Origin of the sequence: Rahnella sp. GSA61A, assembly GCF_019969905.1 — a bacterium.
GTDB classification, from domain to species: Bacteria; Pseudomonadota; Gammaproteobacteria; order Enterobacterales; family Enterobacteriaceae; genus Rahnella; species Rahnella aceris.
The window spans coordinates 67,137-82,543 of record NZ_JAHXYO010000013.1; the positions used below are offsets into that span (position 1 = coordinate 67,137).

Consider the following 15,407-nt stretch of genomic DNA (forward strand, 5'->3'; position numbering starts at 1 on the left):
GCGTTGGCTGCGTTACCCGGCCCATCCATGGGCCTCGCCCCTGAACGAGTCGCTGCAAGCAGCATACCAGTCTGCTCCCGGCAGATTAGTCCCGAACCCCGGTCACTTACTCATGTAAGCCCCGGAGATTCACGCAGTTGCCGCCTTGATACAATTTGAATTATTTAGGGTATATAGCTATTTATCCTCCTCTCTCAACGCAAATGGAGTGTGTTTTGACCGGTGAATTGCTTTGGGTAGTCACGTTACTGGTTATTGCTATGGTGCTGTTCGCGCGCAATACGCTGCGAATGGATATTGTGGCATTGCTGGTGATTATTTCTTTCGTCCTGAGCGGCACGCTGACCATCAATGAAGCGCTGGCCGGATTCAGTGACCCGAACGTCATTTTGATCGCGGCGCTATTTGTCGTCGGGCACGGGCTGGTCAGAACCGGTGTGGCGTATCAGGTCGGTGACTGGCTGATGAAGGTGGCGGGCAACAGTGAAACGCGGATGCTGGTTTTGCTGATGCTCACGGTTGCCGGTCTCGGTGCTTTTATGAGTTCCACCGGCGTAGTCGCGATCTTCATTCCTGTCGTGATCAGCGTTTCGGCGCGAATGAAAACCTCTCCCGCACGACTGATGATGCCACTGAGTTTCGCCGGGCTTATTAGTGGCATGATGACGCTGGTCGCCACACCGCCGAACATGGTGGTCAACAGCGAACTGTTGCGTGAAGGATTCGACGGTTTTGGTTTCTTCGGCGTCACCCCTGTCGGGCTCGTGGTGCTGATAATGGGTATCGGATACATGTTGATCGCCCGTCGCTGGCTGTCATCAGAAGATGCGTCACGAGGCCAGCAGCGCTGGAAGCGGCGAACGTTCCGGGATTTGATCCGCGATTATCACCTGACCGGCCGGGCGCGTCGCGTCACTATCCGTCCGGGTTCGCCTCTGGTCGGGCGTACACTTGATGATGTGCATCTGCGTTCCCGCTACGGCGCGAACGTGGTGGGCATTGAACGCTGGCGTAAATTTCGCCGCGTGATGGTCAGCGCAACGGGGAATACCGAACTGTTTGCGCGCGATGTGTTACTGCTTGATATGTCAGATCCAGACATCTCCATCAGGCAATTTTGCACTGACGAAATGCTCGAGCCTATGGTGCTACGCGGCGAGTATTTCTCTGAGCAATCGCGGGATGTCGGGATGGCCGAAGTCTCGCTGATCCCGGATTCGGAGCTCCTGGGTAAAACGTTGCGTGCCGTCGCCTTCCGTTCGACCTACGGGCTGAATGTCGTCGGGATCCGCCGTCAGGGTGAAGCACTGGACGGAAAACTGGTGGATGAAGAATTACAGCTCGGCGATATGCTACTGGTCATTGGCGACTGGAAGCTGATCCGCCAGCTTCAGCAACAAATGCATGATTTCATTGTGCTTAATCTTCCTGCCGAAGTGGACGAGGTCGCGCCAGCCCTGAGTCAGGCACCGCATGCATTGTTTTGTCTGGCGCTGATGGTTGCGCTGATGCTGACCGATGATGTGCCTAATGCTATCGCCGCCATTATCGCCTGCATGCTGATGGGTAAATTCCGCTGTATCACGATGGAAGGGGCCTACAAAGCCATTCACTGGCCCAGTTTGCTGCTGATAGTCGGGATGATGCCTTTTGCGCTGGCGCTGCAAAAAACCGGCGGTGTGGCGCTGATTGTGAAGGGGTTAATGGAGGTAAGCGGCGGCTATGGGCCATATATGATGCTGCTGAGTTTATTCATTCTCTGTGCAGGTATCGGGCTGTTTATTTCCAATACGGCGACTGCGGTTTTGATGGCACCGATTGCTATCGCAGCAGCACACCAGATGGGGGTATCGCCATACCCGTTCACCATGATTATCGCTATTGCGGCTTCTGCCGCCTTTATGACACCGGTGTCTTCACCGGTAAACACGCTGGTTATGGTGCCGGGTAACTATAAATTTGGCGATTTCCTGCGCATCGGTGTGCCGTTCACTCTGCTGGTGATGCTGGTCAGCGTTTTTCTGGTGCCGGTGCTGTTCCCGTTTTGACCTTAAGATCAGAGCGGGGAATCCAGGCTGATTTCATCCAATGACAGACTGAAGCTCGGAATGAACACTTCCATAAAGTAGTCCATTTCCGGGCTTTTTCTGTCTGCCAGCGTTTTCTCCAGACGGGCTTTCGCCAGTGTGAATTCGTTATTGCCTGCCGACAATTCCTCCAGACATTTCAGGTAAGCACACAGCGCATCAGCCTGTTTGACGGTCAGTTTTTCTTCTTCAGTGTAATAATGCTCGTCAATCAGCGGTCGGAAATCTTCCTGTAATTCCTTTGGCAGCATTTCAATCAGTTTCTGCTGAGCAATTTTCTCAATCTTTTTGTACTCATGCGCGATTTGCGGATTGTAATACTTGATTGGCGTTGGCATATCACCGGTAATCACTTCGCTGGCATCGTGATACATGGCGAGCAGGGCAACGCGTTCTGCGCTCAGATTGCCGTTAAATTTGCGGTTCTTGATCACGGCTAAAGCATGGGCGACAAAAGCGACTTGCAGACTGTGTTCCGACACGTTTTCGGTGCGGACATTGCGCATCAGCGGCCAGCGGCTGATCAGTTTGAGGCGGGAAAGATGGGCGAAAAAATGGCTCTGGTTCATAGCACTCTCAATAACTACGGTGAATGAGTGACTATTGTGAGCAGTGCGAAACAGTTATGCAAATGCGGAAACTGGCGGGAGAAAGAAAAGGGCGCCATTATCAGCGCCCTTACTGCATTACTGGCGATAGGTTTCGAGGAAACGTCCCAGTTTGTTAACGGCCATTTCCAACTCATCAACGCGTGGCAGCGTCACGATACGCACATGGTCCGGATACGGCCAGTTGAATGCAGAACCCTGAACCAGCAAGACTTTTTGCTGTAACAGCAAATCGAGCACCATTTTCTGATCGTCATGGATGTTAAAACGTTTGGCGTCAATGCGCGGGAACATATACAGCGCCCCTTTAGGTTTCACGCAGGAAACACCCGGGATTTCATTGATCAGTTCCCATGCACGATCACGCTGTTCGACCAGACGTCCGCCCGGCTGAATAAACTCGCTGATACTTTGATAGCCGCCCAGCGCGGTCTGAATGGCATGTTGCATCGGCACGTTGGCACAAAGGCGCATCGAGGCCAGCATTTCCAGACCTTCGATATAACCTTTCGCATGTTTCTTCGGTCCGTTCAGAACCATCCAGCCTTGACGGAAACCCGCCACGCGATAGGTTTTTGACAGACCGTTAAAAGTGACGGTCAGTAAATCCGGTGCCAGTGAAGCGATGGAAATGTGCTGGGCTTCGTCATACAGGATTTTGTCGTAAATTTCGTCGGCAAAAATAATCAGATTATGTTCCCGGGCGATGTCCACAATCTGCATCAGCAATTCTTTGCTGTATACCGCACCGGTCGGGTTGTTCGGGTTGATGATCACAATGCCGCGGGTGCGTGGTGTGATTTTGTCACGAATATCGGCAATGTCCGGGAACCAGTCAGCCCCTTCATCACACAGGTAATGCACCGCATTACCGCCTGATAACGAAACCGCCGCTGTCCACAAGGGGTAATCAGGTGCCGGGACTAACATTTCATCGCCGGTGTTAAGTAATGCCTGCATTGACTGAACAATCAGTTCGGAAACACCGTTGCCGATATAAATATCTTCGACCGTGATGTCGCGCATGTCGCGTGCCTGATAGTGCTGCATGATCGCTTTACGTGCAGAAAACAGACCTTTCGAATCACAATAACCCTGTGCGGTAGGAAGGTTGCGGATAACGTCGACCAGGATTTCATCAGGTGCATCAAAACCGAATGGCGCAGGGTTGCCGATGTTCAGCTTGAGGACTTTATTACCTTCTTCTTCAAGACGTTTTGCTTCTTTGAGCACCGGGCCGCGAATGTCATAACAGACGTTGTCCAGTTTGCGGGATTTTTCAATCGGGGACATGTAAATGAGAGCCTTTTGCAATAAAGCCTGTTCTTCCCTGGTGCGGAGCGACCGTAGAACAGTGCGAAGGGCTCAATTTACTCTCCCGCAGAGGGCATGAAAAGGGCTGTGCACCGTTTTGGTGAAAAACAGCAGTAAAGCGGGCTATGGTGGGTTATTACCTCAAAGTATGAGAAGCTTAATGGTTTATTATGCTGTGTTATTGTTATTTTGTGATTTTATATTTTGCAAATGAGTGCTTTGTGAACAATAAATTCACTGTTTTTGCTGCGTTACCTCTATTCCCGGCGATGTCAGTTTGTTGTCTTTAATGGGGTGAACATCATGAAATCTTACCAAAGCTCGACAAATTCTGAAAAAAGTTCAGGAGGCTTTGTTTTACCGCTGAAAAATTTTAACAGGAATTAGTTATATTTATCTAATGATTAATAGCGAATGCTGGATGAATGATCATGTTCTAAGTAAAGTCTTAAACGTATTTTCCAGGATTAGATAAATGCTTTCAAAGGATATATTGCAACAGGCGGGCGTAAACAAAATTTGATGAAACAAGAAAAATCTTAATGTTACTTAAACAAAACACCTTGGGCATAAAATGGTTATTAGGGTGACTCAATGAATTTATTGAATTATATTTTTAATAATCACCTTTATTAGTTAATTTAGCTTATGTTTTTCTGACGATGATATTGCCGAAACTTAGCTTTATGGTTGCGGCAAGCGGTACTGTAAGGGATATGGAATGGTTTGCGGGGAAAGGCTATATTAAATAAGAGGTTCTAATCATTCAGCCTTTGTGAGGAATTATTGCGCACAGGTTTAATGACTGAACGCTCACAATGATGAAAACTTTCATGCACAAATATTTCTCAATTTAGGTTATCAAATGAGTGAGTATCCGACATATCTGGTATTCTGCTTTTTGCGGGTACTTTGACGCACCATCAGGGTAGCTTGTTATTAGATTCTATAAAGTGAAGAAAAACTATGACAATTGCAAATCGTCCAATCCTCAATCTCGATCTTGATCTGTTGAGGACATTTGTAGCTGTTGCTGATCTTAATACGTTCGCTGCGGCTGCTGCTGCGGTGTGTCGTACTCAGTCGGCGGTAAGCCAACAAATGCAACGTCTAGAACAACTCGTTGGAAAAGAACTGTTTGCCAGACATGGACGCAATAAATTATTAACTGAACACGGTATTCAGTTATTGGGATACGCACGCAAAATCCTTCGTTTTAATGATGAAGCCTGTACCTCTTTGATGTACAGCAATGTTCAAGGTGGGATAACAATTGGTGCATCAGATGATACTGCTGACACCATTTTACCTTTCCTGCTCAGCCGCGTGACATCCGTATATCCAAAGTTGTCTATTGATGTCCGCGTCAAGCGCAGTCCTTTCATGTTGTCGATGCTCGAAAGTGAAGAAGTGGATTTGGCCATCACTACGATGACAAACACTGATCACCCGCACATCGTATTGCGCACGTCGCCAACACTCTGGTATTGCTCGGCTGATTTTGCATATCCCTCCGGCGACAGTGTTCCGCTGGTGGTGCTCGATGAGCCAAGCCCTTACCGGATGATGGCGATAGAGCACCTCAGTCAGGCAGGTATTCCGTGGCGTATTGCTTATGTCGCGTCGACATTATCGGCAATTCGTGCGGCAGTGCGTGCGGGGCTGGGTGTGACGGCACGTCCCATCGAAATGATGAGTCCGGAGCTGCGTGTTCTGGGTGAACAGGACGGTTTACCACGTTTGCCGGATACGCAGTATGTGTTGTACAAAAATGCCCGTTGTGAAAATGAACTTGCAATGGCGATCTTCAATGCAGTTGAGCAAGGGAATGATCCCTATTCTCTCAGTGCCTATGGTCCTCGTCCGGTAGTGGATGACGATCATGAGTTACTGGCAGACTCTGAAAGTTAAGGTAATCCCCCGGCTTTACCTTCCGCCTCTGTCTAACGAGGCGGGGGTTAAGGCTTCTACCTATTAAGGGGCGGGAAAGTCGTTCTTTTAGTGATTTTGTTTAATATCCTTTCTAAAGCCTCTGTTTTTGTTCATTATCCTTTCTTCTTCCCAGTAATGACTGCCATCCTTATCACCAAGGACTACAGTAAATGGCGTAAAATGCTGACTTTTTTCAGGTTAAAAAAAAGCATCAAATTTTTCCGCAAATCGCTTGTCGTTTTTTGAAAATCAATAAAACTTGTTAAATGTGTGCCTTTTTTTCTATCAAAATTGACAGAACTCTGACATGGATCAAAAAAATAACCCCATTAAGAGAGTGGAAGCGCTGTCTATTCCTGCGACAATAGTAAAGTTGGAAAGATGTCATAACTCCCGTCACAGGCCCATGCTTTATCACAGAATTTAACTGACACGATTTAGCTTAAGTCCTGGCGCATGATATGTTAATTAAATGCTAAGCATGTAAACTAATGTGGAGATACTTTTGTCAAAGTTGACAAAAGGTTATAGAAAAGGGTAAAAAGCCCACAACAAATCACTGGCTTAATCCCTTGTTGAGCCGTGAACTGTGTGGTTTTTAATCCTTCCCTTGAATCGATGTGGTGCGCAAACTGCCGACCTTACAGAGCAGATGCCAAAGTGCCACTTTTGATGAGTAAGCAATGAGTATGTCAACAGCCACTGAAGTCATCGCTCAACACTGGGCGTTCGCCGTTTTTCTTGTCGTTGCAGTAGGCCTCTGCTGCCTGATGTTACTGGGCGCCGCGTTCCTTGGCGGGAGAGCCAGAGCACGCTACAAAAACACGCCTTTTGAGTCAGGTATCGCCTCTGTCGGCACTGCCCGGCTACGTCTTTCCGCCAAGTTCTATCTGGTCGCCATGTTCTTCGTCATCTTCGACGTTGAAGCCCTGTATCTCTATGCATGGTCAACGTCTATTCGCGAAAGCGGCTGGACCGGATTCGTGGAAGCTACCATTTTCATTTTGGTACTGCTGGCAGGTTTGTTCTATCTGGTGCGAATTGGCGCACTCGACTGGACACCAACACGTTCGAAAGGACCTGTTAAACCAAGCCCGGCGATTAATACCAACAGTCACCCTCAGTAAGCAGTCAAAGCGAGGCATTAAGATGGACTATACGCTCACCCGCATAGACCCGGACGGTGAGAACGACCGTTACCCCCTGCAGTCTCAGGAGGTCGTCGGCGATCCTCTTCAGGAACAGGTTAAACGCAGCGTCTTCATGGGAAATCTCCAGGAGTCGCTTCACGGAATGGTGAACTGGGGTCGTAAAAACTCCCTTTGGCCCTACAACTTCGGCCTTTCCTGCTGTTATGTCGAAATGGTGACGTCATTCACTGCGGTGCATGACGTTGCGCGTTTTGGTGCAGAAGTTCTGCGTGCTTCACCACGCCAGGCTGACTTTATGGTGGTGGCGGGAACCTGCTTCACCAAAATGGCTCCGGTTATCCAGCGTTTATACGATCAGATGCTGGAACCGAAATGGGTGATTTCGATGGGCGCCTGTGCGAACTCCGGCGGCATGTACGATATTTATTCTGTGGTGCAGGGCGTGGATAAATTCCTGCCTGTCGACGTGTACATCCCGGGATGTCCGCCGCGTCCGGAAGCCTATATGCAGGCTCTGCTGCTGTTGCAGGAGTCCATTGGCAAAGAACGTCGCCCATTGTCATGGGTTGTTGGCGACCAGGGTGTTTACCGCGCGAATATGCAGTCTGAAAAAGAGCGTAAACGTGCTGAGCGTATTGCCGTGACAAATCTGCGTTCGCCGGACGAGATTTAACACTGCGGTCTGAGAGTCAACCCTGAGGGGCGGTGTGTATGAATATCCCCCTTACGGCATAAATGACCATTTAGTGTGGTGAAAAAAATATGACAGATTTGACGACGCAAGATTCCGCCCTGCCAGCATGGCATACCCGTGATCATCTCGATGATCCGGTTATTGGCGAATTGCGTAACCGTTTTGGGCCAGAGGCCTTTACTGTTCAGGCAACCCGCACCGGAATTCCCGTGGTGTGGTTCAAGCGTGAACAGTTACTGGAAGCGATTACCTTTTTACGAAAACAGCCAAAACCTTATGTCATGCTTTTCGATTTGCATGGCTTTGATGAGCGTTTACGTACACACCGCGACGGTTTACCGGCCGCGGATTTTTCCGTTTTCTACCACCTGATCTCCGTCGAGCGTAACCGCGACATCATGATCAAAGTGGCATTGGCAGAAAACGATCTTCATGTTCCGACGATCACCAAAGTGTTCCCGAATGCTAACTGGTACGAGCGCGAAACATGGGAAATGTTCGGTATTACCTTCGACGGTCACCCGCACCTGACGCGCATTATGATGCCGCAGACCTGGGAAGGGCATCCGCTGCGTAAAGACTATCCGGCGCGCGCCACCGAGTTCGATCCTTACGAGCTGACTAAGCAGAAAGAAGAACTCGAGATGGAGTCGCTGACCTTCAAGCCTGAAGACTGGGGCATGAAGCGTGGCACCGAAAATGAGGACTTTATGTTCCTCAACCTCGGTCCTAACCATCCGTCTGCGCACGGTGCATTCCGTATCATTTTGCAGCTTGATGGCGAAGAGATTGTCGACTGCGTGCCTGACGTCGGTTACCACCACCGTGGTGCTGAGAAAATGGGCGAGCGCCAGTCCTGGCACAGCTACATTCCTTACACCGACCGTATCGAATACCTCGGCGGTTGTGTAAACGAAATGCCGTACGTGCTGGCTGTTGAAAAACTCGCCGGTATCGTAACGCCGGATCGCGTTAACACCATTCGCGTCATGCTGTCCGAATTGTTCCGTATCAACAGCCATCTGCTGTACATCTCTACGTTTATTCAGGACGTGGGCGCGATGACTCCGGTGTTCTTCGCCTTTACCGATCGTCAGAAAATCTACGATCTGGTGGAAGCGATTACCGGTTTCCGTATGCACCCGGCCTGGTTCCGTATTGGTGGCGTAGCGCATGATCTGCCGAAAGGCTGGGATCGTCTGCTGCGTGAGTTCCTTGACTGGATGCCAGCTCGTCTGGACTCCTATGTCAAAGCGGCGCTGAAAAACACCATTCTGATTGGCCGTTCCAAAGGCGTGGCTGCTTACAACGCAGACGACGCTCTGGCCTGGGGCACCACCGGTGCTGGCCTGCGTGCCACGGGGATCCCGTTCGATGTGCGTAAATGGCGTCCATACTCTGGCTACGAAAACTTTGACTTTGAAGTGCCGACCGGTGATGGCGTCAGTGACTGTTATTCCCGCGTCATGCTCAAAGTAGAAGAACTGCGTCAGAGCCTGCGTATTCTGGAACAGTGTTACAAAAATATGCCGGAAGGCCCGTTCAAGGCGGATCACCCACTGACCACGCCGCCACCGAAAGAGCGCACACTGCAACACATCGAGACCCTGATCACGCACTTCCTGCAAGTGTCGTGGGGGCCGGTCATGCCTGCGCAAGAATCTTTCCAGATGGTTGAAGCAACGAAAGGGATCAACAGCTACTACCTGACCAGTGACGGCAGCACCATGAGCTACCGTACCCGTGTCCGTACACCAAGCTTCCCGCATTTGCAGCAGATCCCGTCCGTAATCCGTGGCAGCCTGGTATCCGACCTGATCGTGTATCTGGGCAGTATCGACTTTGTAATGTCAGATGTGGACCGCTAACGATGACAGATATCAATAAAGACTCTGAAGTTCAGTACATCAATATCAGCGAGCCTGTTGTACCGCCGGTGTTTGTGCTGAGTGACGCTGAACGTGAAGCGATTGAGCACGAAAAACATCACTATGAAGATGCCCGTGCGGCCTCTATCGAAGCGTTGAAAATCGTGCAGAAAGCGCGTGGTTGGGTGCCGGACGGTGCTATCTACGCGATCTCCGATGTTCTGGGCATTCCTGCCAGCGACGTCGAAGGTGTGGCGACATTCTACAGCCAGATCTTCCGTCAGCCGGTCGGCCGCCATGTGATCCGTTACTGTGACAGCGTGGTGTGCCACATCACCGGTTATCAGGGGATCCAGGCCGCGCTGGAACAACAGTTGCACATCAAGCCGGGTGAGACGACCGAAGACGGGCGCTTCACCCTGCTGCCGACCTGCTGCCTCGGTAACTGTGACAAAGGCCCGTCAATGATGATTGATGAGGACACGCACAGCCATCTGACGCCGGAAGCGATCGGCTCGCTACTGGAGCGCTACGCATGACATATACCCCAAGACACATTGAACGCACACCGGAGATGCATCCGCTGACCTGGCGTATGCGTGACGACAAACAACCTGTCTGGATCGATGAATACCGTAGCAAAAACGGTTACGTCGGTGCGGAAAAAGCCCTTAAAGGCATGGCCCAGGAAGAAATCGTCAATCTGGTAAAAGACGCTGGCCTGAAAGGGCGCGGTGGCGCAGGTTTCTCCACGGGTCTGAAGTGGAGCCTGATGCCGAAAGACGAAAGCATGAATATCCGCTATCTGCTGTGTAACGCCGATGAGATGGAACCAGGTACGTATAAAGACCGATTGCTGATGGAACAAATGCCGCACCTGCTGGTGGAAGGCATGCTGATCTCCGCATTCGCGCTGAAATCTTACCGTGGTTACATTTTCCTGCGTGGCGAATATATCGAAGCTGCGGTGAACCTGCGCCGTGCGATTGCTGAAGCGACTGAAGCAGGTCTGTTGGGTAAAAATATCCTCGGCACCGGGTTTGATTTCGAACTGATTGTTCACACCGGGGCAGGGCGTTACATCTGTGGTGAAGAAACCGCGCTGATCAACTCCCTTGAAGGCCGTCGTGCTAACCCGCGTTCCAAGCCACCGTTCCCGGCATCTGCCGGTGCATGGGGTAAACCGACGTGTGTCAACAACGTCGAAACCCTGTGCAACGTGCCAGCGATTCTTGAGCATGGTGTGGACTGGTACAAAGGTATTTCTGCGGGCAAAAGCGAAGATGCCGGCACCAAACTGATGGGTTTCTCCGGCCGGGTAAAAAATCCGGGCGTCTGGGAACTGCCGTTTGGGACTACCGCACGTGAAATTCTTGAAGAGTATGCCGGTGGCATGCGCGATGGCCTGAAATTCAAAGCCTGGCAGCCGGGCGGGGCGGGGACAGACTTTCTGACCGCCGATCATCTGGATTTGCCGATGGACTTTGCCAGTATTGGTAAAGCTGGTAGTCGTCTGGGGACTGCACTGGCGATGGCCGTTGACAATGAAATTGGCATGGTTCCGCTGGTGCGTAACCTGGAAGAATTCTTCGCCCGTGAGTCTTGTGGCTGGTGTACACCGTGCCGCGATGGTTTGCCGTGGAGTGTGAAGATCCTCCGTGCGCTGGAACGTGGTGAAGGCCAGCCAGGGGATATCGAAACTCTCGAACAGCTTTGCCGCCAGCTTGGCCCGGGCAAAACCTTCTGCGCACATGCGCCGGGTGCTGTGGAGCCATTGCAGAGTGCGATTAAATATTTCCGGGAAGAGTTTGAGGCGGGTATCGCCAAACAGCATTACAACAACGCGCGTGCGATTGCAGGCATTCAGCCAAACAATCTGCTGAAAGAGCGTTGGTAGTGAGGGCAACAGGCAGCGGACGTGAGCCCGCTGTGCGCGAATTCCCGGAACAAGGGACGCGCTGTCGAGTGATATACGCCAACCCGGCAAGAATTTTTGATTAACGCCCGCCGTCAGGCGGGCCACGTGGAAGCATGCTGACTATGGCTACGATTCATGTAGACGGCAAAGAATACGATGTAGACGGAGCGGACAACCTGTTACAGGCTTGCCTCTCTCTCGGCCTCGATATTCCTTATTTTTGCTGGCATCCGGCGCTGGGAAGCGTCGGCGCTTGCCGCCAATGTGCGGTTAAGCAATACCAAAATGCGGAAGACACGCGCGGTCGTCTGGTGATGTCATGTATGACACCAGCGTCTGATGGCACCTTCATTTCCATCGACGACGGAGAAGCGAAAGAATTCCGTGAAAGCGTCGTGGAATGGCTGATGACCAACCACCCGCACGATTGTCCGGTATGTGAGGAAGGCGGTAACTGTCACCTGCAGGATATGACAGTCATGACCGGCCACAGTATGCGCCGTTACCGCTTCACCAAACGTACCCACAACAACCAGGATCTCGGCCCGTTCATTTCACACGAAATGAACCGCTGTATCGCCTGTTATCGCTGTGTCCGTTACTACAAGGATTACGCGGACGGCACCGATCTGGGTGTTTATGGCGCACACGACAACGTCTATTTTGGCCGTCCGGAAGATGGTCCGCTGGAAAGCGAGTTCTCCGGTAACCTGGTCGAAGTGTGTCCGACCGGCGTATTCACCGATAAAACGCACTCTGAACGTTATAACCGTAAATGGGACATGCAGTTTGCGCCAAGCATCTGTCAGCAATGTTCTGTTGGTTGTAACACCAGCCCGGGTGAGCGTTACGGCGAATTGCGTCGTATCGAAAACCGTTATAACGGTACCGTAAACCATTACTTCCTGTGCGACCGCGGTCGTTTCGGTTATGGCTACGTGAACCTGAAAGATCGTCCGAAGAAACCATTGCAGCTGCGTGGTAACGACTGGATCGAACTTAACGCTGAACAGGCGATGCAGGGCGCGGCAGATATTATCCGTCAGGCTAAGAAAACCATCGGTATCGGTTCTCCGCGCGCCAGCCTTGAAAGCAACTTTGCTTTGCGTGAACTGGTCGGCGCCGAAAACTTCTACACCGGTATCAACGCGGCAGAGCAGGGCCGTCTGCAACTGATGCTGAACATTCTGCGCAACAGCGGTGTTCACACACCGGCGCTGCGTGAAATCGAAGAGTACGATGCGGTTCTGGTGCTGGGTGAAGACTTAACCCAGACCGGCGCGCGTATCGCACTGTCTGTGCGTCAGGCCGTTAAAGGCAAAGCCCGCGCGATGGCGGCGGCACAGCGTGTTGCCGACTGGCAGATCGCGGCAGTCCAGAATATCGGTCAGCATGCCAAACATCCGTTGTTTATCACCAACGTGGATAACACCAAACTCGACGACATCGCGGCTTACAATTACCGTGCACCGGTCGATGAGCAGGCGCGTTTCGGCTTTGCTATCGCCCATGCGCTGGATAATTCTGCGCCCGCGGTCAGCGATCTGGCTGATGGCCTGAACAAGAAAATCGACGTGATCGTGCAGGCACTGACCGGTGCGCGCAAGCCGCTGATCATTACCGGCACCAGCGCCGGTTCTGATGCCATTATCGAAGCGGCCGCCAATATCGCCAAAGCGCTGAAAGTAGCAGGCAGCGATGTCGGCATTACGTTCGTGGCCTCTGCGGCCAACAGCATCGGTCTTTCGATGATTGGCGGCGGTTCGCTGGATGAAGCGCTTGAGTTGCTAACCCGTGGTGATGCTGACAGCGCCATCGTGATGGAGAATGACCTTTACCGTCAGGCTCCGGAAGCCAAAGTGGATGCGGCATTAGCCAAGGTGCAGAATCTGCTGGTTGTTGACCATCAGCGTACGCGCATTATGGATAGAGCCAGCCTGATCCTGCCTGCAGCAAGTTTTGCTGAAAGTGACGGTACGCTGGTGAATCAGGAAGGTCGCGCACAGCGCTTCTTCCAGGTTTACGACCCGGCTTACTACGACACAACGGTTGCCATGCTGGAAAGCTGGCGCTGGATGCACTCGCTGCATTCCACCATCAACAGCCGTCATGTTGACTGGACTCAGTTGGATCACGTGATCGAAGCCTGTGTTGAAGCACTGCCACAGCTGAAGGGCATGGTAGAAGCTGCGCCAAACGCCAGCTTCCGTATTCGTGGTCAGAAACTGGCCCGTTCTCCGGCACGTTCAAGTGGTCGTACTGCCATGCGCGCGAACATCAGCGTGCATGAACCGCGTCAGCCACAAGATAAAGACACCATGTTTGCCTTCTCGATGGAAGGGAACAACAGCCCGACAGCTAACCGCAATCAGGTGCCATTCGCCTGGGCGCCGGGCTGGAACTCACCGCAAGCCTGGAACAAATTCCAGAGCGAAGTTGGCGGCAGTTTGCGCCACGGTGATCCGGGTGTGCGTCTGATTGAAGCCGGTGAGGGGACACTCGATTACTTCACCACTATTCCGGCTGCCTTTACTGCACAGCGCGATAACTGGCGTGTCGCGCCTTACTATCACCTGTTCGGCAGCGAAGAAATGACACAGCGCTCGAAGGTTATCCAGCAACGTATGCCAGAAGCCTACGTGATGGTTAACCCGGCAGATGCCGCGCAGTTAGGGGTGAACGCAGGTTCTCAGGTGGAATTCACCTGTGCCGGTCAGACACTGAAACTGCCGGTTCGTCTGAGCGAAACATTGAGTCAGGGCCAGGTTGGCCTGCCGCTGGGCTTACCGGGTATTCCTCCGGTGCTGGTTGGCGCAACGGTTGAAAATCTGCGGGAGGCAGCACAATGAGCTGGTTTACACCTGTAGTCATCGATTCGTTGATCGCCATTCTGAAAGCGGTGGTGATCCTGCTGGTTGTGGTGACCTGTGGGGCCTTCATGAGCTTCGGCGAGCGCCGTTTGCTGGGCCTGTTCCAGAACCGTTACGGGCCAAACCGTGTCGGCTGGGGCGGTTCCCTGCAACTGGTCGCTGACATGATCAAGATGTTCTTCAAGGAAGACTGGGTACCTAAATTCACCGACAAAGCCATCTTTACGCTGGCACCGATGATTGCGTTTACGTCCCTGCTGATTTCCTTTGCGATTGTTCCGGTCAGCCCGACCTGGTTCGCCGCCGATCTGAACATCGGTATTTTGTTCTTCCTGATGATGGCCGGTCTGACCGTCTATGCGGTGTTGTTCGCTGGCTGGTCCAGTAACAACAAATACTCGCTGTTGGGGGCGATGCGTGCATCCGCTCAGACGCTGAGCTACGAAGTATTCCTCGGTTTATCGCTGATGGGTGTTGTGGCGCAGGCGGGTTCTTTCAATCTGCAAGACATCGTCAATTCTCAGGCGCATGTGTGGAACATCATTCCGCAGTTCTTTGGCTTCGTGACCTTTGCGATTGCCGGCGTTGCTGTTTGCCACCGTCACCCGTTTGACCAGCCGGAAGCCGAGCAGGAACTGGCCGATGGTTACCACATTGAATATTCCGGTATGAAATTCGGTCTGTTCTTCGTGGGGGAATACATCGGTATCGTGACGGTCTCTGCGCTGATCGTCACCTTGTTCTTCGGTGGCTGGCAGGGGCCGTTCCTGCCGCCGTTTATCTGGTTTGCGTTGAAAACTGCTTTCTTCATGGTGATGTTCATTTTGATCCGTGCTGCTTTGCCGCGTCCCCGCTACGACCAGGTGATGTCATTTGGCTGGAAAGTTTGCCTGCCACTGACATTACTTAATCTGCTGGCGACCGCTGCGGTCATTTTGTACAACGCGCAATAAGGGGTGATGTAA

12 protein-coding genes are annotated in these 15,407 nt (G+C 51.9%); 10 read left to right on the forward strand and 2 right to left on the reverse strand.

Annotated elements, in window-relative coordinates; translation table 11 throughout:
* The first annotated feature begins 215 nt into the window (after positions 1-215).
* On the forward strand, positions 216-2,048 hold the full coding sequence (locus LC431_RS16840; RefSeq protein WP_013574585.1) for an SLC13 family permease: 1,833 nt from the start codon (positions 216-218) through the stop codon (positions 2,046-2,048).
* 8 nt (positions 2,049-2,056) lie between these two features.
* Here LC431_RS16840 and yfbR read toward each other — a convergent pair whose 3' ends face one another.
* A complete protein-coding gene (gene yfbR / locus LC431_RS16845; protein WP_013574586.1) occupies positions 2,057-2,656 on the reverse strand; it encodes a 5'-deoxynucleotidase in 600 nt (199 codons plus the stop codon).
* A gap of 62 nt (positions 2,657-2,718) precedes the next feature.
* On the opposite strand from yfbR, the gene LC431_RS26410 reads away from it, so the two are divergent.
* The gene (locus LC431_RS26410; protein WP_353050891.1) at positions 2,719-2,814 is read left to right on the forward strand and encodes a hypothetical protein; all 96 of its coding nucleotides are present in this window, start codon (positions 2,719-2,721) and stop codon (positions 2,812-2,814) included.
* On the opposite strand, the gene LC431_RS16855 is transcribed toward LC431_RS26410, so the two are convergent.
* Positions 2,774-3,988, reverse strand: a complete 1,215-nt coding sequence (locus LC431_RS16855; protein WP_013574587.1) for a pyridoxal phosphate-dependent aminotransferase — start codon at positions 3,986-3,988, stop codon at positions 2,774-2,776. The two genes, LC431_RS26410 and LC431_RS16855, sit on opposite strands and share 41 nt — an antisense overlap.
* 987 nt (positions 3,989-4,975) lie before the next feature.
* On the opposite strand from LC431_RS16855, the gene lrhA reads away from it, so the two are divergent.
* The 8 genes from lrhA (at position 4,976) to nuoH (ending at position 15,395) form a co-directional block, all read left to right on the forward strand.
* On the forward strand, positions 4,976-5,920 hold the full coding sequence (gene lrhA / locus LC431_RS16860; protein ID WP_013574588.1) for a transcriptional regulator LrhA: 945 nt from the start codon (positions 4,976-4,978) through the stop codon (positions 5,918-5,920).
* Between the two features lie 704 nt (positions 5,921-6,624).
* Positions 6,625-7,068, forward strand: coding sequence for an NADH-quinone oxidoreductase subunit A (locus tag LC431_RS16865; RefSeq protein WP_013574589.1), 444 nt, complete (start codon positions 6,625-6,627; stop codon positions 7,066-7,068).
* A 22-nt stretch (positions 7,069-7,090) separates the two neighbouring features.
* Positions 7,091-7,765 (forward strand): NADH-quinone oxidoreductase subunit B family protein, encoded by a 675-nt coding sequence (locus LC431_RS16870; protein WP_013574590.1) that lies wholly within the window; start codon positions 7,091-7,093, stop codon positions 7,763-7,765.
* Between the two features lie 89 nt (positions 7,766-7,854).
* Positions 7,855-9,654, forward strand: a complete 1,800-nt coding sequence (gene nuoC / locus LC431_RS16875; RefSeq protein ID WP_013574591.1) for an NADH-quinone oxidoreductase subunit C/D — start codon at positions 7,855-7,857, stop codon at positions 9,652-9,654.
* Between the two features lie 2 nt (positions 9,655-9,656).
* Positions 9,657-10,193 (forward strand): NADH-quinone oxidoreductase subunit NuoE, encoded by a 537-nt coding sequence (nuoE, locus tag LC431_RS16880; RefSeq protein WP_013574592.1) that lies wholly within the window; start codon positions 9,657-9,659, stop codon positions 10,191-10,193.
* Positions 10,190-11,551: an NADH-quinone oxidoreductase subunit NuoF gene (gene nuoF, locus LC431_RS16885; RefSeq protein ID WP_013574593.1), complete on the forward strand. Its 1,362-nt coding sequence runs from the start codon at positions 10,190-10,192 to the stop codon at positions 11,549-11,551. The genes nuoE and nuoF overlap by 4 nt, the downstream gene beginning before the upstream one ends.
* Positions 11,552-11,694: 143 nt before the next feature.
* Positions 11,695-14,421: an NADH-quinone oxidoreductase subunit NuoG gene (nuoG, locus tag LC431_RS16890; protein WP_126124692.1), complete on the forward strand. Its 2,727-nt coding sequence runs from the start codon at positions 11,695-11,697 to the stop codon at positions 14,419-14,421.
* The gene (gene nuoH, locus LC431_RS16895; RefSeq protein WP_013574595.1) at positions 14,418-15,395 is read left to right on the forward strand and encodes an NADH-quinone oxidoreductase subunit NuoH; all 978 of its coding nucleotides are present in this window, start codon (positions 14,418-14,420) and stop codon (positions 15,393-15,395) included. Before nuoG ends, nuoH begins: the two co-directional genes overlap by 4 nt.
* Positions 15,396-15,407: the final 12 nt, after the last annotated feature.

What these genes read in the sequence shown, in the direction of transcription:
- nuoG (WP_126124692.1), top strand. Translation starts at nt 11,695, where the DNA reads ATGGCTACGATTCATGTAGACGGCAAAGAATACGATGTAGACGGAGCG.
- LC431_RS26410 (WP_353050891.1), top strand. Translation starts at nt 2,719, where the DNA reads ATGCGGAAACTGGCGGGAGAAAGAAAAGGGCGCCATTATCAGCGCCCT.
- nuoF (WP_013574593.1), top strand. Translation starts at nt 10,190, where the DNA reads ATGACATATACCCCAAGACACATTGAACGCACACCGGAGATGCATCCG.
- nuoC (WP_013574591.1), top strand. Translation starts at nt 7,855, where the DNA reads ATGACAGATTTGACGACGCAAGATTCCGCCCTGCCAGCATGGCATACC.
- nuoE (WP_013574592.1), top strand. Translation starts at nt 9,657, where the DNA reads ATGACAGATATCAATAAAGACTCTGAAGTTCAGTACATCAATATCAGC.
- nuoH (WP_013574595.1), top strand. Translation starts at nt 14,418, where the DNA reads ATGAGCTGGTTTACACCTGTAGTCATCGATTCGTTGATCGCCATTCTG.
- lrhA (WP_013574588.1), top strand. Translation starts at nt 4,976, where the DNA reads ATGACAATTGCAAATCGTCCAATCCTCAATCTCGATCTTGATCTGTTG.
- LC431_RS16865 (WP_013574589.1), top strand. Translation starts at nt 6,625, where the DNA reads ATGAGTATGTCAACAGCCACTGAAGTCATCGCTCAACACTGGGCGTTC.
- LC431_RS16870 (WP_013574590.1), top strand. Translation starts at nt 7,091, where the DNA reads ATGGACTATACGCTCACCCGCATAGACCCGGACGGTGAGAACGACCGT.
- LC431_RS16855 (WP_013574587.1), bottom strand. Translation starts at nt 3,988, where the DNA reads ATGTCCCCGATTGAAAAATCCCGCAAACTGGACAACGTCTGTTATGAC.
- yfbR (WP_013574586.1), bottom strand. Translation starts at nt 2,656, where the DNA reads ATGAACCAGAGCCATTTTTTCGCCCATCTTTCCCGCCTCAAACTGATC.